Origin of the sequence: Dyadobacter sp., assembly GCF_039919315.1 — a bacterium.
Taxonomy (GTDB): domain Bacteria; phylum Bacteroidota; class Bacteroidia; order Cytophagales; family Spirosomataceae; genus Dyadobacter.
The window spans coordinates 112,344-135,140 of sequence record NZ_JBDSFX010000035.1 but is presented as its reverse complement, the minus strand read 5'-3'; the positions used below and the strand labels follow the sequence as shown (position 1 = coordinate 135,140).

33 protein-coding genes are annotated in these 22,797 nt (G+C 42.5%); 6 read left to right on the top strand and 27 right to left on the bottom strand.

What is annotated here, in order from left to right; translation table 11 throughout:
• The 27 genes from infA to rpsL form a co-directional block, all read right to left on the bottom strand.
• Positions 1 to 171 (bottom strand): translation initiation factor IF-1 (gene infA / locus ABIO93_RS10505; RefSeq protein ID WP_348067276.1); only part of this gene is annotated, 171 nt, incomplete at its 3' end.
• Positions 172 to 183: 12 nt separating this feature from the next.
• Positions 184 to 981, bottom strand: a complete 798-nt coding sequence (gene map, locus ABIO93_RS10500; RefSeq protein ID WP_348067264.1) for a type I methionyl aminopeptidase — start codon at positions 979 to 981, stop codon at positions 184 to 186.
• A gap of 7 nt (positions 982 to 988) precedes the next feature.
• The gene (gene secY, locus ABIO93_RS10495) at positions 989 to 2,302 is read right to left on the bottom strand and encodes a preprotein translocase subunit SecY (RefSeq protein ID WP_348067262.1); all 1,314 of its coding nucleotides are present in this window, start codon (positions 2,300 to 2,302) and stop codon (positions 989 to 991) included.
• A gap of 58 nt (positions 2,303 to 2,360) precedes the next feature.
• Positions 2,361 to 2,807, bottom strand: a complete 447-nt coding sequence (gene rplO / locus ABIO93_RS10490) for a 50S ribosomal protein L15 (RefSeq protein WP_348067260.1) — start codon at positions 2,805 to 2,807, stop codon at positions 2,361 to 2,363.
• Positions 2,808 to 2,821: 14 nt separating this feature from the next.
• Complete coding sequence (gene rpmD / locus ABIO93_RS10485) at positions 2,822 to 3,001, bottom strand: 50S ribosomal protein L30 (protein WP_031528736.1); 180 nt, start codon at positions 2,999 to 3,001, stop codon at positions 2,822 to 2,824.
• Between the two features lie 34 nt (positions 3,002 to 3,035).
• The gene (gene rpsE / locus ABIO93_RS10480) at positions 3,036 to 3,551 is read right to left on the bottom strand and encodes a 30S ribosomal protein S5 (RefSeq protein ID WP_348067258.1); all 516 of its coding nucleotides are present in this window, start codon (positions 3,549 to 3,551) and stop codon (positions 3,036 to 3,038) included.
• A gap of 14 nt (positions 3,552 to 3,565) precedes the next feature.
• The gene (gene rplR / locus ABIO93_RS10475) at positions 3,566 to 3,919 is read right to left on the bottom strand and encodes a 50S ribosomal protein L18 (RefSeq protein WP_348067256.1); all 354 of its coding nucleotides are present in this window, start codon (positions 3,917 to 3,919) and stop codon (positions 3,566 to 3,568) included.
• A gap of 48 nt (positions 3,920 to 3,967) precedes the next feature.
• Positions 3,968 to 4,525 carry a 50S ribosomal protein L6 gene (rplF, locus tag ABIO93_RS10470; RefSeq protein ID WP_348067254.1) on the bottom strand — a complete coding sequence of 186 codons (558 nt, stop codon included), beginning with the start codon at positions 4,523 to 4,525 and terminating at the stop codon, positions 3,968 to 3,970.
• Positions 4,526 to 4,546: 21 nt separating this feature from the next.
• Positions 4,547 to 4,945 carry a 30S ribosomal protein S8 gene (rpsH, locus tag ABIO93_RS10465; RefSeq protein WP_031528740.1) on the bottom strand — a complete coding sequence of 133 codons (399 nt, stop codon included), beginning with the start codon at positions 4,943 to 4,945 and terminating at the stop codon, positions 4,547 to 4,549.
• 75 nt (positions 4,946 to 5,020) lie between these two features.
• Complete coding sequence (gene rpsN / locus ABIO93_RS10460) at positions 5,021 to 5,290, bottom strand: 30S ribosomal protein S14 (RefSeq protein WP_138480892.1); 270 nt, start codon at positions 5,288 to 5,290, stop codon at positions 5,021 to 5,023.
• A 32-nt stretch (positions 5,291 to 5,322) separates the two neighbouring features.
• Positions 5,323 to 5,877, bottom strand: coding sequence for a 50S ribosomal protein L5 (gene rplE, locus ABIO93_RS10455; RefSeq protein ID WP_348067251.1), 555 nt, complete (start codon positions 5,875 to 5,877; stop codon positions 5,323 to 5,325).
• A 73-nt stretch (positions 5,878 to 5,950) separates the two neighbouring features.
• Entirely contained in the window at positions 5,951 to 6,292 is a 342-nt protein-coding gene (gene rplX, locus ABIO93_RS10450; protein WP_244821571.1) for a 50S ribosomal protein L24, read from the bottom strand.
• A gap of 48 nt (positions 6,293 to 6,340) precedes the next feature.
• Positions 6,341 to 6,709, bottom strand: coding sequence for a 50S ribosomal protein L14 (rplN, locus tag ABIO93_RS10445; RefSeq protein WP_026631237.1), 369 nt, complete (start codon positions 6,707 to 6,709; stop codon positions 6,341 to 6,343).
• A 2-nt stretch (positions 6,710 to 6,711) separates the two neighbouring features.
• Entirely contained in the window at positions 6,712 to 6,975 is a 264-nt protein-coding gene (gene rpsQ / locus ABIO93_RS10440) for a 30S ribosomal protein S17 (protein WP_348067248.1), read from the bottom strand.
• Between the two features lie 15 nt (positions 6,976 to 6,990).
• On the bottom strand, positions 6,991 to 7,185 hold the full coding sequence (rpmC, locus tag ABIO93_RS10435) for a 50S ribosomal protein L29 (protein WP_031528745.1): 195 nt from the start codon (positions 7,183 to 7,185) through the stop codon (positions 6,991 to 6,993).
• Positions 7,186 to 7,226: 41 nt separating this feature from the next.
• Positions 7,227 to 7,652 carry a 50S ribosomal protein L16 gene (gene rplP, locus ABIO93_RS10430; protein WP_138480884.1) on the bottom strand — a complete coding sequence of 142 codons (426 nt, stop codon included), beginning with the start codon at positions 7,650 to 7,652 and terminating at the stop codon, positions 7,227 to 7,229.
• Positions 7,653 to 7,695: 43 nt separating this feature from the next.
• Positions 7,696 to 8,532, bottom strand: coding sequence for a 30S ribosomal protein S3 (gene rpsC / locus ABIO93_RS10425; RefSeq protein ID WP_348067245.1), 837 nt, complete (start codon positions 8,530 to 8,532; stop codon positions 7,696 to 7,698).
• Positions 8,533 to 8,551: 19 nt separating this feature from the next.
• Positions 8,552 to 8,941 carry a 50S ribosomal protein L22 gene (rplV, locus tag ABIO93_RS10420; RefSeq protein WP_348067243.1) on the bottom strand — a complete coding sequence of 130 codons (390 nt, stop codon included), beginning with the start codon at positions 8,939 to 8,941 and terminating at the stop codon, positions 8,552 to 8,554.
• Positions 8,942 to 8,993: 52 nt separating this feature from the next.
• Positions 8,994 to 9,272 (bottom strand): 30S ribosomal protein S19, encoded by a 279-nt coding sequence (rpsS, locus tag ABIO93_RS10415; RefSeq protein ID WP_115830811.1) that lies wholly within the window; start codon positions 9,270 to 9,272, stop codon positions 8,994 to 8,996.
• 9 nt (positions 9,273 to 9,281) lie between these two features.
• Positions 9,282 to 10,106, bottom strand: coding sequence for a 50S ribosomal protein L2 (gene rplB / locus ABIO93_RS10410; protein ID WP_348067241.1), 825 nt, complete (start codon positions 10,104 to 10,106; stop codon positions 9,282 to 9,284).
• Between the two features lie 41 nt (positions 10,107 to 10,147).
• Entirely contained in the window at positions 10,148 to 10,435 is a 288-nt protein-coding gene (gene rplW / locus ABIO93_RS10405) for a 50S ribosomal protein L23 (RefSeq protein WP_056280041.1), read from the bottom strand.
• A gap of 2 nt (positions 10,436 to 10,437) precedes the next feature.
• Positions 10,438 to 11,067, bottom strand: coding sequence for a 50S ribosomal protein L4 (gene rplD, locus ABIO93_RS10400; protein WP_348067238.1), 630 nt, complete (start codon positions 11,065 to 11,067; stop codon positions 10,438 to 10,440).
• A gap of 5 nt (positions 11,068 to 11,072) precedes the next feature.
• Positions 11,073 to 11,693: a 50S ribosomal protein L3 gene (gene rplC / locus ABIO93_RS10395; protein WP_348067237.1), complete on the bottom strand. Its 621-nt coding sequence runs from the start codon at positions 11,691 to 11,693 to the stop codon at positions 11,073 to 11,075.
• A 280-nt stretch (positions 11,694 to 11,973) separates the two neighbouring features.
• On the bottom strand, positions 11,974 to 12,279 hold the full coding sequence (rpsJ, locus tag ABIO93_RS10390; RefSeq protein ID WP_015813787.1) for a 30S ribosomal protein S10: 306 nt from the start codon (positions 12,277 to 12,279) through the stop codon (positions 11,974 to 11,976).
• 137 nt (positions 12,280 to 12,416) lie between these two features.
• Complete coding sequence (gene fusA, locus ABIO93_RS10385; RefSeq protein ID WP_348067235.1) at positions 12,417 to 14,537, bottom strand: elongation factor G; 2,121 nt, start codon at positions 14,535 to 14,537, stop codon at positions 12,417 to 12,419.
• 365 nt (positions 14,538 to 14,902) lie between these two features.
• Complete coding sequence (rpsG, locus tag ABIO93_RS10380; protein ID WP_348067233.1) at positions 14,903 to 15,370, bottom strand: 30S ribosomal protein S7; 468 nt, start codon at positions 15,368 to 15,370, stop codon at positions 14,903 to 14,905.
• Positions 15,371 to 15,488: 118 nt separating this feature from the next.
• Positions 15,489 to 15,902 carry a 30S ribosomal protein S12 gene (rpsL, locus tag ABIO93_RS10375; RefSeq protein ID WP_026631225.1) on the bottom strand — a complete coding sequence of 138 codons (414 nt, stop codon included), beginning with the start codon at positions 15,900 to 15,902 and terminating at the stop codon, positions 15,489 to 15,491.
• Between the two features lie 435 nt (positions 15,903 to 16,337).
• On the opposite strand from rpsL, the gene ABIO93_RS10370 reads away from it, so the two are divergent.
• The 6 genes from ABIO93_RS10370 to ABIO93_RS10345 all read left to right on the top strand — a co-directional run bounded on the left by ABIO93_RS10370 (position 16,338) and on the right by ABIO93_RS10345 (position 22,657).
• Positions 16,338 to 18,281 carry an OmpA family protein gene (locus ABIO93_RS10370; protein WP_348067274.1) on the top strand — a complete coding sequence of 648 codons (1,944 nt, stop codon included), beginning with the start codon at positions 16,338 to 16,340 and terminating at the stop codon, positions 18,279 to 18,281.
• Positions 18,282 to 18,416: 135 nt separating this feature from the next.
• Positions 18,417 to 19,616, top strand: coding sequence for a deoxyribodipyrimidine photo-lyase (locus tag ABIO93_RS10365; protein ID WP_348067230.1), 1,200 nt, complete (start codon positions 18,417 to 18,419; stop codon positions 19,614 to 19,616).
• Positions 19,617 to 19,754: 138 nt separating this feature from the next.
• Entirely contained in the window at positions 19,755 to 20,336 is a 582-nt protein-coding gene (locus ABIO93_RS10360; protein ID WP_348067228.1) for a LemA family protein, read from the top strand.
• Positions 20,337 to 20,348: 12 nt separating this feature from the next.
• Positions 20,349 to 20,792 carry a TPM domain-containing protein gene (locus tag ABIO93_RS10355; RefSeq protein ID WP_348067227.1) on the top strand — a complete coding sequence of 148 codons (444 nt, stop codon included), beginning with the start codon at positions 20,349 to 20,351 and terminating at the stop codon, positions 20,790 to 20,792.
• Positions 20,793 to 20,795: 3 nt separating this feature from the next.
• Positions 20,796 to 21,569, top strand: a complete 774-nt coding sequence (locus ABIO93_RS10350; protein WP_348067225.1) for a TPM domain-containing protein — start codon at positions 20,796 to 20,798, stop codon at positions 21,567 to 21,569.
• Positions 21,570 to 21,748: 179 nt separating this feature from the next.
• Positions 21,749 to 22,657, top strand: a complete 909-nt coding sequence (locus ABIO93_RS10345; protein ID WP_348067223.1) for a hypothetical protein — start codon at positions 21,749 to 21,751, stop codon at positions 22,655 to 22,657.
• Positions 22,658 to 22,797: the final 140 nt, after the last annotated feature.

The following is a 22,797-nucleotide window of genomic DNA, read 5'->3' as shown; positions in this document are numbered from 1 at the left end:
CATTTCCAACTTAACACGGTCGCCCGGTAAAATTTTTATATAATGCATTCTCATTTTTCCAGATATATGCGCAATAACCTCATGTTTATTTTCTAAAACCACACGAAACATTGCGTTGGAAAGTGCTTCTAAAATTACCCCGTCTTGCTCTATTGATGCTTGTTTTGCCATTCGTAGCGTTTATTACTTTACTTCAACCATAAGGCTGGTGTTGGCCGTCACTTTTTCAATATAATCGAACGTTGTCAGAATCTCTGCTTTACCTTTCCGAACTACTATAGTGTGTTCAAAGTGAGCTGAAAATTTCCTGTCAGTTGTTCTGATCGTCCATCCATCTCTTTCTTGCATTACTGCCTTAGTACCCAGGTTAATCATCGGCTCAATTGCCAAAACCATCCCCTCTCGCAGCCTGATACCTTTTCCTCTCTTACCGTAATTTGGAACCTCTGGACTTTCATGAAGATCTTTTCCTACTCCATGACCAACTAGTTCTCTTACTACAGTATACCCTCTCTGCTCTACGTAATCTTGAACTGCAAATCCGATGTCTCCAACCCGTAGTCCGTCGACAGCCTGTTCGATTCCCTTATAAAGCGATTTTTTTGTGGCCGTTAAAAGATCCATCACTTGCTTGGACACTTCTCCAACAGGGTAAGTGTATGCACTATCGCTATGGAAACCGTTTAACTTAACTCCGCAATCAATCGAAACAATATCTCCGTCTTTTAATACGTAGCTACCTGGAATTCCATGAACTACTACTTCATTGACAGAGATACAGAGAGAAGCAGGAAACTTATTAAATCCTTTAAAGGAAGGTATACCACCATAACTCCGTATATACTCCTCTGCAACTGCATCAAGTTTTTCAGTGGTGATACCTGGCTTAACCCAGCTCGCAACCTCAGCATGCGCCTTTCCTAGAACCTGCGCACTATCCTTAATAAGTTGTATTTCTTCCTCAGTTTTTAAATAAATCATTTCCTGATCAGATAGCCACGCTCTCCGTTCTACCCTTAACCCGTCCTGATTTCATTAAGCCTTCGTATCTCCGCATCAACAGATAGCTCTCAACTTGCTGCAATGTATCCAAAACAACCCCTACCATAATTAGTAGCGATGTTCCCCCGAAGAAATGCGCAAAATCAGTTGACACTCCAAGCAAGGCTGCAAAAGCAGGCAACGTTGCAACAACCGCTAACATCAAAGATCCTGGAAACGTAATGCGATCTAAAACAGAACTTATATACTCAGAAGTCTGCTGACCAGGCTTTACACCTGGAATAAAACCTCCACCTCTTTTCATATCATCCGCAATTTGCTGTGGATTCACAGATATCGCGGTATAAAAGAATGTGAAAACGATAATCAAAACGGCAAAAAGCAAATTGTACTGCCAAGTTGTATAATTCGCAAAAATCGTCGCAACATTACTTGCAAAATCACTCTTTTCAGCGAAGTATGATGCACCTAACGATGGAATAAACATCAAAGCTTGGGCAAAAATGATCGGCATTACACCCGCTGCATTCAACTTTAACGGCAAGTATTGCCGCTGGCCACCCATGACACGGTTACCAACTACTTGTTTTGCGTACTGAATTGGAATTCGGCGAACAGCTTGTGTTAACATCACCGCTCCCATTATCACAAAATACAATGCAACAATTTCAAGCACGAACAACAAAATCCCTCCGCTACCTCTTGAAACAAACTCCTTGTAAATTGCTCCTGGGAATCTGGAAACAATACCAATCATAATCAGCATTGAAATTCCATTACCAATTCCTTTGTCTGTAATTCTCTCGCCCAACCACATGCAGAACATAGTACCGGCAGTCAATACAAATACTGACGAAATCGAAAACAGGCTTCTTGTTACCAATAAAGCCTCATCCGGCACGGTAGTGTTCAAATAAGCAGTACCCTGTACAAGCGTTACAACAATAGTAAGAACTCTCGTAATCTGGTTCAATTTCTTACGACCAGATTCCCCCTCCTTTTGCATCTTCTGAAAATATGGCAGCGCCATTGTTAGAAGCTGAATTGCAATGGAAGCAGAAATATAAGGCATGATACCGAGCGCAAAAATGGAAGCTTTACTAAAAGCCCCACCTAGGAAAGTATCCAAAAGACCTAACAAGCCTTGGGAAGAAACATTCATTTGGTCGGGCTCAACACCCGGCAAAGCTACGTAAGACCCCAAACGGAAGATCGTTATAAACAAAAGAGTGTTGAGAATACGTGTTCTCAACTCCTCAATTGCAAATATGTGTTTTATAGTCTCTAAAAATCGTTTCATCTTGTGGGCTTACATTAGCTGTCCAAATTCAACAACCTGTGTTTGAAGAACAGCAATATTATAGTTTAACCGCCTTACCTCCTGCTTTCTCAATTGCTTCAACAGCTGATGCTGAGAAACCATGAGCCTGAACCTCAACTGCTGCCGAAATCTCTCCTCTGCTCAAGATTTTAACAAGATCTTTTTTAGCACAAAGACCATTCTCACGAATTAATTCCAAGGTCACTACAGTCACACCTGTTTTTTCCGCAAGCGCTTGAATAGCATCCAAATTAAGGGCCTTGTACTCAATTCTGTTAATATTGTTAAATCCGAATTTAGGCAAACGTCTTTGAAGCGGCATCTGCCCTCCTTCAAATCCTACCTTCCGGCTATAACCGGAGCGGGACTGAGCTCCTTTGTGTCCACGTGCGGCAGTACCACCCTTTCCGGATCCCTGACCACGCCCAACTCGTTTTCCTACTTTAACGGAACCCGCAGCTGGTTGTAATGAACTAAGATTCATACTATTCGTATATGTTAAATTTCCTCAACTTTAACCAAATGGCTTACTTTACGGATCATTCCCGCAATAGCATCGCTATTTTCTTTTTCTACCGATCTGTTCAACTTACCAAGACCCAGCGCCTTAATAGTAAGCTTTTGTCTCTCAGGACGATCAATTGTGCTCTTAACTTGTGTAATACGTACTTTTGACATGATTACTCTCAGATATAGGAAAATCCAAAAAGGATCAACCGTTGAATACTTTCTCTAATTTAACGCCACGTTGGAAAGCAACCTGATGCGGAGCTCTCATTTTCAAAAGAGCATCAATTGTAGCTTTGATAACATTATGTGGGTTTGAAGATCCCTTGGATTTCGCAAGTACATCTTTGATACCTGCACTTTCAAGTACCGCCCTCATTGGACCACCTGCAAGAACACCTGTACCAGGAGCTGCTGGCTTGATCAATACAAAACCTCCGCTAAACTTACCTTCCATAGCATGTGGGACGGTATGTTTCAACATTGGAATTTGAATCAGGTTTTTCTTAGCATCATCAATTCCCTTCGCAATTGCGTCCGTAACTTCGTTGGCTTTACCTAAACCATAACCAACTACTCCATTTCCGTCACCAACCACAACTATGGCCGAAAAACTGAAACGACGACCACCTTTTACTACTTTTGCTACCCGATTGATCGCTACAACGCGCTCTTTCAAGTCAGATTCGTTAACCTTTGAAGGTTTTGTATTTGTAGACATAGTCTTTGTTATACTTAGAATTTCAGGCCACCCTCACGAGCTCCTTCGGCCAATGCTTTTACTTTTCCATGATACAAATATCCGTTACGGTCAAAAACCACCGCCTGAATACCTGCTTCCTGTGCCTTTTCAGCTATTTTCTTTCCTACCTGAAGAGCAACTTCAACATTAGAGTTTTCTTTTCTTCCTCCCAGGTCAACGGATGATGCACTTACAAGAGTTACACCACTAATATCATCTATAATTTGCGCGTAAATGCTGGTATTCGAACGGAAAACCGACAACCGGGGGCGTTCTGAACTACCTTTCACTTTCTTGCGAATGTGAAACTTTAAGCGTTGTCTCCTATCTGCTTTTGCGTTAGCCATTTTTAATCTTATCTAACTTTGTTTATAACATTACTACGTGGCAACGCACTACTTCTTAGAGGCAGACTTACCTGCTTTACGACGAACTACTTCACCAACAAAACGTATACCTTTTCCTTTGTAAGGCTCAACTTTGCGCAACGATTTGATCTTCGCAGCCACTGAACCGATCAATTCTTTATCGATTCCTTCCAAAATTACTTTTGGATTCTGTCCTTTCTCAGAGGTAGTTGTCAACTTAATCTCAGTAGGGATAGCCATGAAAATATTGTGAGAGTAACCTAATTGTAACTCTAACACATTATTAACTGCACTCGCTTTGTAACCCACACCAATAATCTCCAACTCCTTCTTATATCCTGCATCTACTCCAATCACCATGTTATTGATGAGAGAGCGATACAATCCGTGCAAAGCTTTGTGGCGCTTTTGCTCAGTTGGACGCGTAACTTTCAGCTCGCTACCTTCCACCTCAACAGTGATATCGCTATCTACTGCTTGCGAAAGTGAACCTTTCGGCCCTTTTACTAACACTACGTTATCTTCCGCAACAGACACCGAAACACCTGCGGGTAAAACGATAACTTTATTTCCTATTCGTGACATTTCCTGAATAACTTTAAAATATTAATACACGAAACATAACACTTCACCACCAACATTGAGTGTTTTAGCTTCCTTATCTGTCATTACACCTTTTGATGTAGAGATAATCACTGTACCTAAACCACCTAATACGCGGGGTAGTGTTGATGAACCTGAATATTTTCGCAGTCCAGGCTTACTAACCCTCTCCAATTTTACAATTGCAGATTGCTTTGTCACAGGATTGTATTTCAAAGCGATCTTGATAGTTCCCTGAGGACCTACTTCATCAAATTTATAACTCTGAATATATCCTTTATCAAAAAGTACTTTCGTAATCTCTTTTTTTATGTTGGATGCAGGTATCTCAACAACCCTGTGCTTCGCTTTGATAGCGTTTCTGAGTCTCGTCAGATAGTCTGCTATGGGATCCGTTAACATTTTTATGCCTAGTTTAAACACCCCTTTTAAACGGGAGTGCAAAGTTAAGTAATTGAAATCAGAATTGAAAGTATCTTACCAACTTGATTTTGTAACACCCGGAATTTTTCCATCAGAGGCCATGTCCCGGAACAGAACTCTCGAAATCCCGAATTTTCGCATATATCCACGAGGTCTTCCCGTGATTTTGCATCGGTTATGCAGACGAACAGGAGAAGAGTTACGTGGTAACTTGTCAAGACCCACCCAATCCCCAGCTGCTTTCAATTTAGTACGCTTTTCAGCATAGCGAGCAACTAGTTCTTGTCTTTTTCTCTCCCTTGCTTTAACTGATTCTTTTGCCATTGTCGGTAAATATCTTATATTAAGAATTATCCTTATTTATTCACATTAGTAAAGGGCATACCCAGTGCTTTCAACAACTCATAACTTTCTTCGTCTGAATTGGTTGAAGTAACAAATGTGATATCCATTCCCGTAATTTTGTTCACCTTTTCGATGCTAATTTCAGGAAATATAATTTGCTCTTTAACACCAAACGTGTAGTTACCGCGTCCGTCAAAGCCTTTGTCGCTGATACCCTTAAAGTCTCTTACACGAGGCATTGCAATAGCTGTCAATCGATCTAGGAACTCATACATGCGATCTCCACGTAAAGTAACTTTCGCCCCAATAGGCATGTTCTCACGCAACTTAAAGTTCGAAACCGCTTTCTTAGAGATCGTTGCAATTGCTTTTTGTCCTGTAATAAGACCCAGCTCTTCAACACCTGTATCAACTAGCTTCTTATCCGCTACCGCAGCACCAATACCTTTGTTGATAACGATTTTGGTCAAGCGCGGGACCTGCATGATTGACTTGTACTGAAACTTATCTTTCAGTTGCGAAACAATTTCGCTTACGTATTTTTCTTTTAGTCTTGGCTGTGCCATTTTTCTAAATTTATTATCGTGGATTACCGACCCACTGCTTAATTATAAATTCAACTAATTCTAAGACTTTGGACTACAAAATGTTTCCAGTCTTCTTTGAATACCGTTGTAACTTTCCTTTATCGTCAGCTTTACGGCCAGTTCTTGTTGCTTCACCCGTCTTAGGATCCACAACCATCAGGTTGCTGATATGAATAGCACCCTCGCGCTTCTCAATACTACCCTGAGGATTCTGTGCGTTAGGTTTCACATGTTTTGTGATCAAATTCACGCCTTCAACGGTAGCTCTTAGCTTTTCTACAAGCACTTTCTTAATTACACCTGTCTCGCCTTTTGCGTTTCCTGAAATTACCTTTACAGTATCTCCGCTGCGAACATGTAACTTAGCTGGTGCTTTTTTATTTTTACTTTCCATTTGAGGTATTCTCTTTTCAGTTTAAAGAAATACTTACACTTTGATTTCTTACAACACTTCTGGTGCTAATGATACAATCTTCATAAACTGCTTTTCACGCAGTTCCCGGGCAACCGGGCCAAAGATACGTGTACCACGAGGTTCATCATTGTTGTTCAATAAAACTGCGGCGTTATCTTCAAACCTGATGTAAGTACCATCCTTCCGTCGTACTTCCTTTTTAGTCCGTACCACAACGGCTTTTGAAACCGTTCCTTTTTTCATATTGCTCGAAGAAAGAGCAGATTTTACTGTTACGACGATCTTATCGCCAACTGATGCATAACGTTTTCCAGTTCCACCAAGTACCCGTATTACAAGTACTTCTTTGGCGCCGCTGTTATCTGCTACTGACAGTCTTGATTCTTGCTGTACCATGATTACTTCGCTCTTTCAAGGATTTCTACTAATCTCCAACGCTTGTTCTTGCTTAGCGGACGAGTCTCCATCACACGGATCGTATCACCGATACCAACCTGATTTGATTCGTCATGTACCATTAGCTTGGTAGTTTTAGTCATAAACTTACCATACTTGGCATGCTTCACCTTACGCTCAACAGTGATCACACAGGATTTCTCCATTTTGTTGCTCACTACCTTACCTACTCTTTCTTTACGTAAATTTCTTTCTGTTGCCTCCATAATTTCTAAACTGATTTACTGTTGGTTAGATTTAGCCGACAGCTCTGTTAAGAGTCTTGCAATTTCCTTACGTGAGGCGCGAATACGCAAAGGGTTTTCGATTGGAGAAATAGCGTGAGCAAATTTCAACCTTAGTAAGCGCTCTCTCTCTTGGGCGATCTGCTCTTTAAGCTGATCTTGCGACAGATCCTTTATTTCTTTACTAGTCATTGCTTTAAATAATTAGCGTTCTTAATACATTTGGGATAACCCTATTCCTGATAATCCCGACGTACCACGAACTTGGTTTTAATTGGCAACTTTTGTGCAGCCAAACGCAATGCTTCATTTGCGGTATCCAGTGCAACACCAGTCGCTTCGAAGATGATTGTACCCGGCTTAACTGGAGCTACCCAATACTCAGGAGCACCCTTACCTTTACCCATACGAACCTCTGCAGGCTTTTTGGTAATCGGCTTGTCTGGGAAGACACGGATCCAAACCTGACCTTCGCGTTTCATAGCACGTGTTACCGAGATACGGGCCGCTTCAATCTGGCGTGCAGTCAACCAACCTGGTTCAAGTGCTTTGATAGCAAATGATCCAAAAGCGATCTCATGTCCACGAGTTGCCAGACCGTTATATGATCCTTTTCCCTTTTGTTGCTTGCGAAATTTTGTCCTTTTCGGCTGTAACATGATTCTAATCTATTTGACCCGGCCTAAACCGGAAAATGTCTGATTACTTCTTCTTATTCTTATTTCTCTTACGACGATCGGCTTCACTTCCGCCTCCTCCGCCTTCACCGCGCGGAGCACCATCATTTCCCCCACGACCGCCGCCTCTTCTGTCTCTTCCACCGCGATCATTTCCACCACGATCGTTTCCCCCAGATGCACTTCTTTCTGCCCTATCAGACGCAGCAGTTGCTGCACTCGGAGTCAAATCACGCTTTCCGTACAACTCACCTTTGAAGATCCAAACCTTAATACCTATTTTACCATAGATAGTTTGAGCTTCTGAGATCGCATAGTCGATGTCCGCTCTCAATGTGTGAAGAGGTATACGGCCTTCTTTGTACTCTTCTGTACGTGCCATCTCTGCACCACCAAGGCGTCCAGCAAGACGTATTTTGATTCCTTGTGTTCCTACACGCATAGCAGATGCAATTGATTGCTTCATTGCCCTACGGTAAGAAATACGAGCTTGCAACTGTTGAGCGATTGCTTCGCCTACCAATTTAGCATCAATCTCAGGGCGTTTGATCTCGTAGATGTTAATCTGAACATCTTTTCCTGTGATCTTTTTGAGCTCTTCCTTAATTTTATCGACTTCGCTACCACCTTTACCAATTACAATTCCCGGACGGGCTGTATGTATCGTTAATGTGATACGTTTTAGCGTACGTTCGATAACTACTTTTGAAATCGACCCTTTTGGGATACGTGCTTTAATGTAGTTACGGATTTTTTCGTCCTCAACTAATTTGTCAGAGAAGTCCTTTCCTCCATACCAACTTGACTCCCATCCTCTAACAATTCCTAGTCTCAGACCTATAGGATTAACCTTTTGTCCCATTCGATATAGATCGTTTTACTTATGATTCGGTGATTACTGCTTCTTTATCCGCGCCTGTGGCCGAAACCGATGCATCGTCTATCACAATTGTAATGTGATTTGATCGCTTACGGATTCTGTGTGCTCTTCCTTGAGGCGCAGGGCGCAAACGCTTTAACATACGTCCACCGTCAATAAATACGGTTTTAACAATAAGATCTGCGTCTTCCAGCTTCGCGTCTTCATTCAATTGTTGCCAGTTGGCTACAGCAGAAAGCAAAACTTTATGCAAAACTGGTGAAGAGGCTCTTGGTTGAAACTTTAAAAGTGCCAACGCTTTGCTGACCTTTTGTCCGCGAATCATGTCGGCTACTAACCTCATCTTGCGAGGAGAAGTAGGCACATCTTTTAATATAGCTCTTGCTTCCATGTTCTTTCAGATATAGGCTCGTTCTTGTTCAGAACCAGCTATCGTCGACTAATTATTTTCTACCTTTATCTTTTTTTGCTGTGTGGCCACGGAAGTTACGTGTTGGAGAAAATTCTCCCAGTTTGTGACCAACCATGTTCTCAGTTACATAAACCGGGATAAACTTGTTTCCGTTATGAACCGCAAATGTATGCCCGATAAAATCAGGCGAAATCATTGAGCGTCGAGACCATGTTTTGATAACTGACTTACGAGCTGCACTGTTCATCACAGTTACTTTGTTCTCCAGACGGAAGTCTATATATGGTCCTTTTTTTAATGAGCGTGCCATGTTATACTATTATTTTTTACGACGGCTGATAATCAATTTCTCAGAATGCTTATTGCGGTCACGAGTTTTGAGACCCTTTGCAAATTGACCATTTCTTGACCGAGGCTGCCCTCCTGAAGAACGGCCCTCACCACCACCCATTGGGTGATCAACTGGGTTCATTGCAACACCACGTACACGTGGCCGACGACCTAACCATCTTCTGCGACCCGCTTTGCCTAAAGCTACATTCATGTGGCTTGAGTTAGACACAGTTCCAACAGTTGCGATGCAAGTAGAAAGAATCATTCTCATTTCGCCAGAAGGCATTTTAAGAACTGCATACTTACCCTCTCTCGCCACTAGTTGTGCATAAGCGCCTGCGCTTCTTGCAAACTGACCACCTTTACCAGGAGTAAGCTCGATGTTGTGAACAATTGTACCGATAGGCATCGCACTTAATGGAAGTGCATTTCCAACTTCGGGAGCAACTGAATTACCGGAAACGATTATCTGCCCAACTTTTAGTCCGTTAGGAGCAATGATATATCTCTTTTCCTGATCTTCAAACTGAACAAGAGCAATACGCGCTGAACGGTTTGGATCATATTCTATTGTTAGTACGGTAGCGGGCGCATCGAAACGATTTCTTTTGAAATCGATCACACGATACTTTCTTTTGTGACCACCACCTATATATCGCATGGTCATGTGTCCCTGGCTATTACGACCACCCGTTCTCTTGATGGTTTCCAGAAGACTTTTCTCAGGTTTCGCTGTTGTGATCTCCTCAAACGTAGGAGCCGAGCGGAAACGCTGACCAGCACTTGTCGGTTTTAATTTTTTAACTGCCATTTGCTATTAACTCGTCAAAGATTTGAATCGCTCAACTATTCTTATGCTTCACCGTAGATATCGATGATCTCGCCTTCAGCTACCGTTATAATAGCTTTCTTGATAGTTGACGTTTTTCCACTTACAAATTTACCTCCCGAAGTGCGGGATTTACTTTTACCAATGCTACGCATGGTGTGAACGCTTTCCACGGTAACCCCGAACAGTTTTTCAATAGCCTTTTTGATCTCTACTTTATTAGAAGTAAGGGACACTTCGAAGGCATATTTTCCTTGACCACCCTGAGCCGTTACCTTTTCGGTTATAATCGGACGTTTCAGTACACTCATTGTTATTTGTTCAATTGGGTTTCCAAAATAGACAGAGCAGATTCACTTATCAAAAGACGGTCTGCATACATCAGGTCATAAGTATTGACCGCGTCCACTGTTGTAACTTTTGCTTTTGGAATGTTACGGCTTGACAGATATACATTGCTGTCAACAGATGGAAGAATCAGTAATGTTTTGGTATTCACTAACGAAAGTGAATTCAAAACATTCAGATACGATTTAGTTTTTGGGGCATCAAATGAAAATGCTTCAAGAACTGAAATTGAATCAGATTGAGCTTTGACAGAAAAAGCTGACTTACGAGCCAATACTTTTACTTTCTTGTTGATTTTAAAACCATAGTCACGAGGTCTTGGTCCGAATATACGACCACCACCTACAAACACAGGAGACTTAATGCTACCTGCACGGGCACCACCGGTTCCCTTTTGACGTTTGATTTTACGAGTAGAGTGATTAATCTCAGCACGTTCTTTTGACTTATGAGTTCCTTGGCGCTGGTTAGCCAGGTAAAGCTTCACATCGAGATAGATCGCATGCGTATTCGGTTCAATGCCAAAGATCTCCTCAGACACATTTACCTTTTTACCGGTATCTTCTCCTTTTATATTAATTACGGATAGTTCCATTGGTACTATTTCTCAATGATTAGAAAAGAATTCTTTGAACCAGGTACTGAGCCACTAACAACTAATAGATTTTGCTCAGGGATCACTTTCAGAATACGTAAATTCTGAATTTTTACACGATTGTTACCCATGCGTCCACCCATACGAATGCCTTTGAATACGCGTGATGGGAATGAACAGGCACCAATCGAACCTGGGTGACGTGCTCTGTTATGCTGACCGTGAGTCTGACCTCCTACCCCGGCGAAACCATGGCGCTTTACAACACCCTGAAAACCGCGACCTTTAGCAGATCCAACAACATCAACAAACTCACCCTCTTCAAAGATATCCTGTACGGATAATGAAGTTCCAAGTTCATGCTCCACTTCAAATTCCTTAAACTCAACCACTTTTTGTTTGGGAGTCGTGTTGGCTTTTTTGAAGTGGCCAATCATAGGTTGTGAAGAGCTTTTCTCTTTCTTCTCTCCAAAACCCAGTTGGATAGCTTTATAGCCATCCTTTTCTTCGGACCTAACTTGTGTAACAACACAAGGACCAGCTTGAATCACAGTACATGCCAGAGCCTGCCCGTCAGCATTGTACAAACTAGTCATTCCGATTTTCTTACCTATTAAACCAGACATGTTTTGAAATTAAAATTAGCAGGTAAAACCCTTATTCTTTAAAACGGACTGCAAAGGTAGAAAATTAAAATTTCGATTCCAAGCAGATTTTATTTATTTCTCACTGATAATCAGCAAAAAAGGTCAGATGTTTTTACACATCTGACCTCTGTTTTCCGAAACCCTAATGTTCGCTGATTAGCAAACATCTATTTTGTTTCTTCTGAGCTCAGATGTGGTTTCCGGAGACCGGACCTACATCCAATTTATATTGTTGACTTAACTAAATAAGTCGCTTAAACTAAACTTTAATCTCTACGTCAACTCCGCTCGGCAATTCAAGTTTCATCAGCGCATCAACTGTTTTGGCGCTAGTAGAGAAGATATCAACCAAACGTTTGTAAGTACAAAGCTGGAATTGCTCTCTTGACTTCTTGTTAACGTGTGGAGAACGAAGAACAGTAAACTTTTCAGTCTTTGTTGGCAAAGGAATTGGGCCACTTACAACCGCTCCTGTCGCCTTTACTGCTTTTACAATCTTCTCCGCTGACTTGTCAACCAGATTGTGGTCAAACGACCTTAGTTTGATACGAATTTTTTGATTCATCTTTTTTTGTTTGTTTCCGGTTCAGAAAATTAATCGAAGTCACTCCGACAATCCACCAGCGAAAGAACCATTTACTTCACTGATTTAAAGTTATATAAAGAATCCGTTATCAGATTGCTCTGACAACGGATCATCAATTACGCTTTAACTAAGCCTTTTGCTTTCTCAATTACTGTTTCAGCAATGTTATTAGGCACGATCTCATAATAAGCAAAGGTCAATGAAGCAGTAGCACGTCCAGATGACATTGTACGAAGATCTGTTACGTATCCGAAAAGTTCAGACAAAGGAACATCACATTTGATAACCTGCGCACCATTACGTGAATCCATGCCTCTCATCAAACCACGACGACGGTTAAGGTCACCAGTGATCGGTCCTGTGTATTCATCAGGGGTCAGAACTTCAACGTGCATAATCGGCTCCATCAACTTAGACCCTGCATGACGAGCAGCTTCTTTGAAACCAATTTTTGCTGCCAATTCGAAAGATAGTGCATCTGAATCGACATCGTGGAATGAACCGTGGAAGATACGTACCTTCATAGAATCCAAAGGATATCCAGCCAAAGCACCATTTGACATAGAAGCTTCAAAACCCTTTTGAATCGGAGCGATAAATTCACGAGGAATAGTACCACCTACAATCTGGTTGACAAACTGCAAACCAGTTTTTGGTTCTTTGCCTTCTTCGTTATCATCACGTGGCCCGATTTCAAAAACGATATCGGCAAATTTACCACGACCACCGGTTTGTTTCTTATAAACTTCACGGTGTTCAAAATTCTTAGTAAGGATCTCTTTATAAGCAACCTGAGGAGCACCCTGGTTTACTTCTACTTTGAACTCACGACGCATACGGTCGATGATAATTTCAAGGTGAAGCTCACCCATTCCTTTGATGATAGTTTGACCAGTTTCTTCGTTACTTTCAACCTGCAACGTAGGGTCTTCTTCGATCAATTTGGTAATAGCTTTCGAGAAGTTATCACTATCAGCCGCTTTCTTAGGCTCGATAGCATAACCAATTACAGGCTCAGGGAACACCATTGATTCAAGAACAATTGGGTTCTTTTCATCAGACAATGTATCGCCAGTTTTGATATCTTTGAAACCTACAACCGCTCCAATATCACCCGCTTCAAGACGATCAATTTGATTTTGCTTGTTAGCGTGCATTTGGAAAATACGAGAGATACGTTCTTTGTTTCCTGAACGGTTGTTCAGAACATAAGAACCTGAATCAAGATATCCTGAGTAAGAGCGAATAAAACAAAGACGTCCTACATAAGGATCCGTTGCAATTTTAAACGCAAGTGCACAGAAAGGATCTGCATCCGTTGGCTGACGCGAAATTTCAAGACCAGTACGTGGATCAGTTCCGATGATGCTTTCACGATCTTGTGGAGAAGGCAAAATTGCCATCACGTAATCAAGCATCGTTTGAACACCCTTATTTTTGAATGAAGAACCACAAACCATAGGAACGATTTTCATGCTGATCGTTGCTGCACGCAAAGCCGCAAGAATTTCGTCTTCTGATATCGAAGCTGGATCTTCAAAATATTTTTCCATTAAAGTGTCGTCGAATTCGGCAACAGCTTCAAGCAATTTTTCTCTCCATTCAGTTGCTTCTTCAAGCATATCGTCAGGAATAGGAACTTCTCTGAAAGTCATTCCTTTATCTTCTTCATTCCATTCGATACCGCGAAAATTAACTAAGTCAACTACTCCACGGAAAGTATCTTCTGCACCGATCGGTAATTGAAGAGGAACAGCATAGCTGCCCAACATTTCTTTCACCTGCGCACAAACTTTAAGAAAGTCTGCACCTGAACGGTCCATTTTATTTACGAAACCAATACGTGCTACATTATAGTTGTTAGCCAAGCGCCAGTTCGTTTCAGACTGAGGCTCAACACCATCAACTGCACTGAAAAGGAATACAAGACCATCCAAAACGCGAAGTGACCGGTTTACTTCAACTGTAAAGTCAACGTGTCCCGGTGTATCGATAATGTTGATATGATATTTTTCACCACGATAGTTCCAGTCAACCGTTGTAGCTGCCGAAGTAATAGTGATACCACGTTCCTGCTCCTGCTCCATCCAGTCCATTGTAGCAGCACCATCATGTACTTCTCCAATTTTGTGGCTCACCCCTGCGTAATAAAGGATACGCTCCGTTGTGGTTGTCTTACCTGCATCAATGTGCGCAGCAATACCAATGTTTCTTGTTAATCTTAGATCACGTGCCATGACAGATGGTGATGTGTTATTTTATATTCGATGTGCAATTCAATCCGAAGCATTTTGAACCTTTTGAAGACCATTAAACACAGTACTTCCAAAAATTCAGAGCGCAAAAGTATAAATTGTTGATTATAAAAACAATTATGAGAAGGTTAATTTTTCATTTAATTCAAAAGAAGTTGGCAAATCTGATCACCACTCCTTGCAAGCTTTGAATTCTACGTCAAAAACAAACGACACTTCCGCAAGCCGCATTTTTGTAAACGTCCACTGTAAACTGATATTGACGACGCATATCCCTTCCAATTACAAGCAAAAAGCCGGATACTGCAAACGCAGTATCCGGCTTGATATCATTAACCTCCGATTCCCTAGAACCTGAAGTGTGAGAACGCTTTGTTGGCATCTGCCATACGGTGCGTATCGTCTTTCTTTTTAACAGCAGCTCCTTCACCTTTCGCAGCGGCGATAATTTCACCTGCTAAACGGTCAACCATTGTTTTTTCTCCGCGTTTACGGGAATAGTTGATCAACCACTTCATTCCCAATGATTGCTTGCGCTCAGGACGAACTTCGGTTGGAACCTGGAAAGTAGCACCACCTACACGGCGGCTCTTTACTTCAACAGAAGGAGTTACATTGTTCAATGCTTTCTTCCACGTTTCAAGACCGCTTTCGCTGGTCTTTTTCTCTACGAGTGCCAAAGCATCGTAAAAAATGGTGAATGCAATACTTTTCTTTCCTTCGAACATCAGGTTGTTCACAAACTTAGTAACCTGAACATCCCTGAACTTCGGATCAGGAAGGATATATCTTTTCTTTGGTTTCGACTTTCTCATTTTGTCTTAATTTTTTTACACGAGGTTTCGTTTTGCAACTTATTCACCCACACCATCAGTATGGATTACTTCCCTTTTATCAGATTAATTACTTAATAAAAGCAGAGAGAGTTACTTTTTATTTTTTCTTACCTTTTGTTGGCGCTGCTGCAACTTGTCCTGGTTTTGGACGCTTAGCACCATACTTAGAACGACGTTGTTTACGACCGTTAACACCCGCAGTATCCAATGCACCACGGATAATGTGGTAACGCACACCTGGTAAATCTTTCACACGACCACCACGGATCAAAACGATCGAGTGCTCTTGCAGGTTATGGCCTTCTCCTGGGATATAGGCATTCACCTCCTTGTTGTTGGAAAGACGAACACGGGCGACTTTACGAAGAGCGGAGTTCGGTTTTTTTGGCGTTGTAGTGTACACCCTGGTGCACACACCCCTACGCTGAGGGCAAGAATCCAAAGCCGGTGACTTTGATTTCCATGTAATGGTCTCTCTACCTTTACGGACTAATTGTGAAATAGTTGGCATTTAACAAATTGATTTTGACTAGGTTACTTTACCAGTCTATTGTTATATAAACAGTTTTCCCGAAAAATCGGACTGCAAAAGTAAGAAACTCGCGTTGATTTACAAACTGTTAGTATATTTTTTTACAAGCGTATTTAAAACAAACTATTGGTATATATTTGAAAACGATGGTTCATGGTATGCTGTCTACCGCGCACCCGAGCCCAATTTTGTGCTAAAAAATGCCGAAGTAACTGATTGAATAAAAATCTTCCTGTATAATATCCGGAATTTTATTTCCAAACGTTGTTTATTAGTATTGCTTTTCAAAAACCCATTTGTGCGCGTCGATCGTTTGATTTTATACTTTACATTATGAAACTTTTGCGGAGTTATTTTACCCTCATACTTTGTCTCGTTACATTAAGTGTGTACCTGTCCGGCTGCAACTCAGCCATGCAGGCATATAAGGACGGGCAAAAGAAATTTTCAAACGGAGAGTATGAGCTCGCCATTAAAGGATTCCAGAAAGCTGCCGCGGCAAACTACGAGCCTTTAAAAACCAACTACCTCATCGCGGAATCCTACCGGCTCTCCAACCGATTCAAAGAATCAATACCTTATTATCAAAAAGCGCTTGACGGCGGGCTCGTTAGTCCCGATGCGAAGTTTCAATATGCCTATGCACTAAAAACCAATGGTCAGTATGCGGAAGCTGCCAGCCAGTTTGCGGCTTTTGCAAAAGACACTGCCAGTGCTCAGAATTTGCAAGAGAGAGCACTAAGAGAGGTTGAGATACTTAGAATTGCCGACCGCCTCAAAACTGAGAAAATGGAAGTCGAGCTAAAAGATATCCCGCTAAATACAGCAGGTTCCGAATTTTCGCCCACAGTTTTAGGAAATGAGTTGGTATTTTCATCTTCCAAAAAAGAGAAAATATACAAAAACAATGGCCAAGCCATGCTGGGACTGTATAAAATATCAATTTCTCAGGATGCAGGGGCCACACAAGGTATCCCCGTTTTGTTTAGTAAGGAAATATTTGCGGAAGAGGCCAATGAAGCCTCACCTGCATTTTCACCCGACGGCAAAACCCTCGTATTTGCCCGTGGCAATACTGGAAAAAAGAAAGATGCCCCGGATGTGGACCTATATATGAGCCGCAATGTAGGCGGGCAATGGACTATCCCGGCCATTCTGCCTATTAACGATTCGCTGGCCTGGGATGGCTCACCGGCTTTTTCACGAGATGGAAAAACACTTTACTTTGCTTCCAACCGGGCAGGTGGCTCCGGTGGAATAGATCTTTACCGTACCAACATGGACGCTTCGGGACGTTTCAGCAAACCTGTGAATATGGGCAAAGATATTAATACTGCTGGCGATGAAATGTTCCCGTATGTGGCCGAAGGTGGAAAACTTTACTTCGCTTCCGATGGTCATCCTGGCCTAGGGAAGCTGGACCTTTTCTCAGCAACGCGTACACAGGGAGTCATTTCAATTGAAAATCTTGGTCTGCCATTCAATAGTCCTCAGGATGACTTTGGTTTGATTTTTTATCAGAATCTAAAAAAGGGTTTTTTTGCATCTAACCGTGATGGTGGAAAAGGAGATGATGACATTTACTATTTTGCATCCCCTGAGGAGCCAGATAGTGCAACTGTTGCTCAAAACAATGATCCAACCAATCCGCTCAATCCAAATAACCCTAATTACATCAATGGGAAGCCGAAAGTCGTGAGATATTTCTTAGGAGGTAATGTAGTAGCAAACTCGCAAAGTGCAACGCCTATCGATTCAGCGATCATCCATATTTTGCCAGATACTTCGGATACTCAAATCGCCCAGTTACCGTCTAACTCGGAAGGGAAATTTGGTAAACAGCCGGTGGAAGAAGGCAAGTCTTATTCCTTACTCGTAGAAAGAAAAGGCTATATCAGCAAACGCGAGCCATTTTCTATGAATGGGCGCTCCGTTCCTCCGATATTCTTGTCAAAAGAATTGACCGATACTACATTCAATGTGACTATCAAATTGGATAAACTCGAACTGAACAAGACATTCGTGCTCGAAAACATTTATTATGATTTGAATAAATACAATATCCGCTCCGACGCCGCCACTGAACTCGACAAACTGGTCCAGATCCTGAAAGATAACCCGACCATGAAGATCGAACTAAGCTCACATACAGATGCCCGTGCGACGGATGCGTATAACATGACATTGTCTCAAAACAGGGCCGAGTCAGCTGTTACTTACCTTAATACCAAAGGAATAGACGCCGACAGAATGGTTGCCCGAGGTTATGGTGAGAGAGAATTAATTGTTCCGAATGCAAAAACCGAAGAAGAACATCAGCGAAACAGAAGAACAGAGTTCACGATTCTGAGCTACTGATATTTTTTTCAAACTTATTTCCTGCCGCCCCGCACTGAACAGTTCCGGGGCGGCTTTTTTATGATACCCAGGGCCAAATTTCGTATTATTGCACTTTTAAAATATGAAGCTTACAGATAATTACCATCTTCGTTAATGGCTCAGCGCATCATTTATTGGTTCAGAAATGACCTGCGATTACATGACAATGAAGCATTGTTCAATGCCTCCAAATCAGCAAATGAAATTGTTCCGATCTATGTTTTTGACCTTCGGCAGTTTGAAAAAACAAGACTAGGCTTCCGCAGAACAGGCGCATTGCGCGCACAATTTCTCATAGAATCGGTGATCGACCTTAGAAATCGCCTGAGAGAAAAAGGCGGAGACCTGCTCATCCGGATCGGCGAGCCCGAAAAGATCATCGCGCAACTAGCAGAGCACTATGCAGCTGAATATGTTTTCACCAGCAAAGAAATAGCCCCCGAAGAGACGGGGATAGAATCTTCATTGAGCAAAAATCTTAAACTCGCTAATGTAGATATCAAGCTGTATTGGATGGACACATTGCTACATGCAATCGATTTACCATTCTCTATTTCCAAATTACCAGCCAATTTCTCGGCCTTTTCCGATCAGTTGAAAGACCATTTGAAAATAAAAGGACCTTTTCCTGAGGCCCAACAGATCACATTACCACAAGAATTTGAAGCCGGATCCATTCCCTCACTACCTATGCTGGGAATTGATCCTAATGAGATCTCACAAACGGCAGCAAGCTCAGAACCGAAATTGCCCGGCGGAGAAACGACAGCGCTCAAATTGCTTGAAAACTACATTCAGACCTATATCAAAGGCAAGCAGCATTTCGAAACCAATGATCCGCTCACCGATACCCGCCTGTCTGACTGGCTGTCACTGGGATGTATTTCTGCCCGGTACATATATGGTATGGTCAATTCCGCCCAGCCAGCTAACGCTACTGAGGAGCAAATGCTTCATAACCTCCTTGCCCGCGACTTCTTTCACTGGACATTACTTCGGTACGGACCACGCATGTTCAAGCCCAGCGGCGTCAAGCATGAGTTTTCCAAACGATGGTCTAATGACAGTGATATTTTCGCAAAATGGATCCATGGAGAAACCAGCGATACAACGGTTAACGCTATCATTCAAAAGCTAAATAGCAGAGGATACCTAACTTCGGTGGAGCGAGAAACCGCTTCCAGGTTCCTGGTTGACGAGCTGGGTATCAATTGGACCTGGGGCGCCATGTATTTCGAAAGTCACCTGACCGATTATGAAGCATCCGTTAATTGGGGCAGATGGAACAACATTGCCGGCGTCGGGGAAGTCTGACAATCGTTACGCGAACCCCTCATCCGGCCCGGTTACGGCATATATCGTTGAAGAGCCGGTTATGTAGTTTTTCTTAAAGATTTTGCTAGCTTTGGACAACTTTGAACCAGAATCATTAACTCTAAACTGAATATTAAAATGTCAAAAGGACTAATTGCAGTTATCGTCGTAGTTCTCATACTTGGATTCGTTGGCTGCGGTAAATATAATGGCCTTGTACAAAAAGACGAGGCTGTAAAAGAATCATGGGCAAAAGTGGAAAGCCAGTATCAAAGACGCGCTGACCTGATTCCAAACCTGGTAAGTACTGTAAAAGGAGCAGCCGATTTTGAAAAAAGCACATTGACTGCTGTCATTGAAGCACGTAGCAAAGCGACTCAAACCACCATCAATGCAGGTGATCTTACTCCTGAAAATATCGCCAAATTCCAGGGCGCACAAGATCAGCTGAGTGGCGCTCTTTCCCGTTTATTGGTAACAGTTGAGCAATATCCACAGTTGAAGGCCAACCAAAACTTCTTGGAGCTACAGGCGCAATTGGAGGGTACTGAAAACCGAATTGGTGTAGCAAGAAACGATTTCAACACCGTCGTGAAAGACTATAACCAGGAAGTACGGACATTCCCTACCAATCTTTTCGCCGGTGTGTTTGGCTTTGCCCAAAAAGGTTATTTCACCGCAACAGCCGGTTCAGAAAAAGCACCAACCGTTAAGTTCTAGCATTCACATCCTATGCCTACCGACTCACTTTTTTTCTCCGAAGAAGAGCAGAAATACCTTATTGAAGCCATTCAAGAAGCTGAAAAGCTAACTTCGGGGGAAGTGAAGGTACATATTGAGAAAAAATGTCAAACCGCTGATGTAATGGAAAGGGCAAAAGAGGTTTTCCTCTTCCTTCACTTACATCAGACGGCAGAGCGCAACGGCGTGTTGTTTTACCTGGCTTATGAGGACCGCAAATTTGCTGTCCTGGGTGATAAGGGAATTGATGATAAGGTTCCTGCTGATTTTTGGAATAGTACCAAGGATCTTCTTCGGACCCATTTCGCTAGTGCCCAATATTTAGAAGGACTGCGCAAGGGAATCGAGGAAGCCGGGCTCCAATTGAAAAAACACTTCCCTTACCAGTCCGGAGACATCAACGAACTTCCCGATGACATCTCTTTCGGGCAATAACCTATGAAGAAATTCCTCGTTTTTATACTCCTGACTATCTTTTCGCTCCTGGGCGTGAAGGCGCAGGATGTTCCACCCAAGCCTAATCCACCCAAGCTAGTCAATGATTTTGCAAATCAGCTGAGTGAGGGCGAAAAGGCGCAGCTGGAACAAAAGCTGGTGGCTTATAACGATTCCACCTCTTCTCAGATCGTGATTGTGATCGTTCCTACTACCGGTGATTACCCCATTGCGGACTATGCATTTAAGGTAGGCCGCGAATGGGGAGTAGGGCAAAAAGGAAAGGATAATGGCATTGTTTTGCTCTGGGCACCGACCGACCGGAAGATTTTTATCGCGACCGGTGGCGGCCTGGAAGGCGCTGTTCCTGATGCAATTGCCAAAAGGATCATTTCGCAGGTCATTACCCCACAATTTAAGAATGGTCAGTTTTCTCAAGGGCTGAATGATGGCGTTGATGCCATTTTTAAATATGCTACCGGAGAGTACAAAGCAGATCCGAAAGAAGACAGTGGGGACGGCTCCTTCCCTCCTACTCTAATATTCCTGATCATATTTGTAGTAATTATGATCATAATGTTCCGTAACCGCAAAGGTGGCGGAGGAGGGGGCTTTGGCAACTTCGGCGGCCCAATTATATGGCCATATACTACCCATTCCGGGAGAGGAAGCTCTTCGGGCAACTGGGGCGGTGGTTTTGGAGGAGGCGACGGTGGCGGGTTCGGAGGCTTTGGCGGAGGAAGTTTCGGCGGCGGCGGTGCTGGTGGGGATTATTAGGATTAGAGCGCACAAGGCACATTTTAGGGAAAAATTACGATTTATATCAAACCCGTTGCAGGTTCATTCTTGTAACGGGTTTTTCATTTTATCCGCTCCCGCCCATTGACTACGTATAGTAATGGCACAGTTTTTGAACATATCCCATAAATGATATTAATTAACCTAAACATTCATTTATGGAAAGGAAGAACAACACCGGTCTATTAGTCGGATTAATACTAATGACAATTCTGGCTGCTGTATTTGGCTACTTATATTACAACGAGCACGCAGTCACTCAAAAACAGGAAACGGACATTCAAGCCCGTGTAAACGAACTGGCAACATCCGAGATCAAGCTGGATTCTATTTCAAAACAGCTCGATGCGCGTATCCTGGAAGTTCAGGGACTGGGCGGAGACATTGAAGAATTGCAAAAAGTAAAAGCATCACTTGAAAATGACCGGATTGCACTGCGCAAAGGCTCTGCAACAATGGGCAAAAAAATTAAAGAATACGAAGAGTTTTTAACCAAAAAGGACACAGAAATTGCGCAGCTGAGAGAAGAAAATCAGCAGCTGATCAGTCAGAACGAAACATTGGTTCAGGTAAAAACAGAGCTTGAAACCAGTAAACAAGCGATTAGTGACTCGCTGACCGGTGTCATTTCAAAAAACACCGAACTCGAATCCAAAGTAACGATGGCCGCTGCGCTGCGGGCACGTAATGTGAAAGTATACGCGGTATCGTCCAAAGGAAAAGTTCGTGAGGGCGAGAATGTGAAGTCCAAAAGGATCGACAAAGTGAGGGTAGATTTCATATTGGAAAAAAATCCGTTGACACTTGCTGATAACAAAACCATCTATCTACGCATCATTGACCCATCCGGAGCCACCATTTCTGATACCAAAACCGGCTCAGGTGTTTTTCAATACAATGGCCAGGAGCAGGGTTACACGGTTAGCAAGGATGTCGCCTATTCTAATAACAATCAGGACGTGAGCATTCTCTATGACAGAGACGCTGCATTCCCGTCCGGAAAATACACGATCGAGCTATATTCCGAAGGCTTTTCAGTGGGAGAAGGATCATTCTCCGTGAAATAATTTTTCAATAGTCTGCTTGATGAAGCGGCAGCAGGAGTAACATCCCGCTGCCGCTTTTATTTTTCTTCGTTTATTTATATTTACCCATAATTCCTATCTTGCACTAGCAAATCGTATCGATAATCAGCCCAAAAACCAAA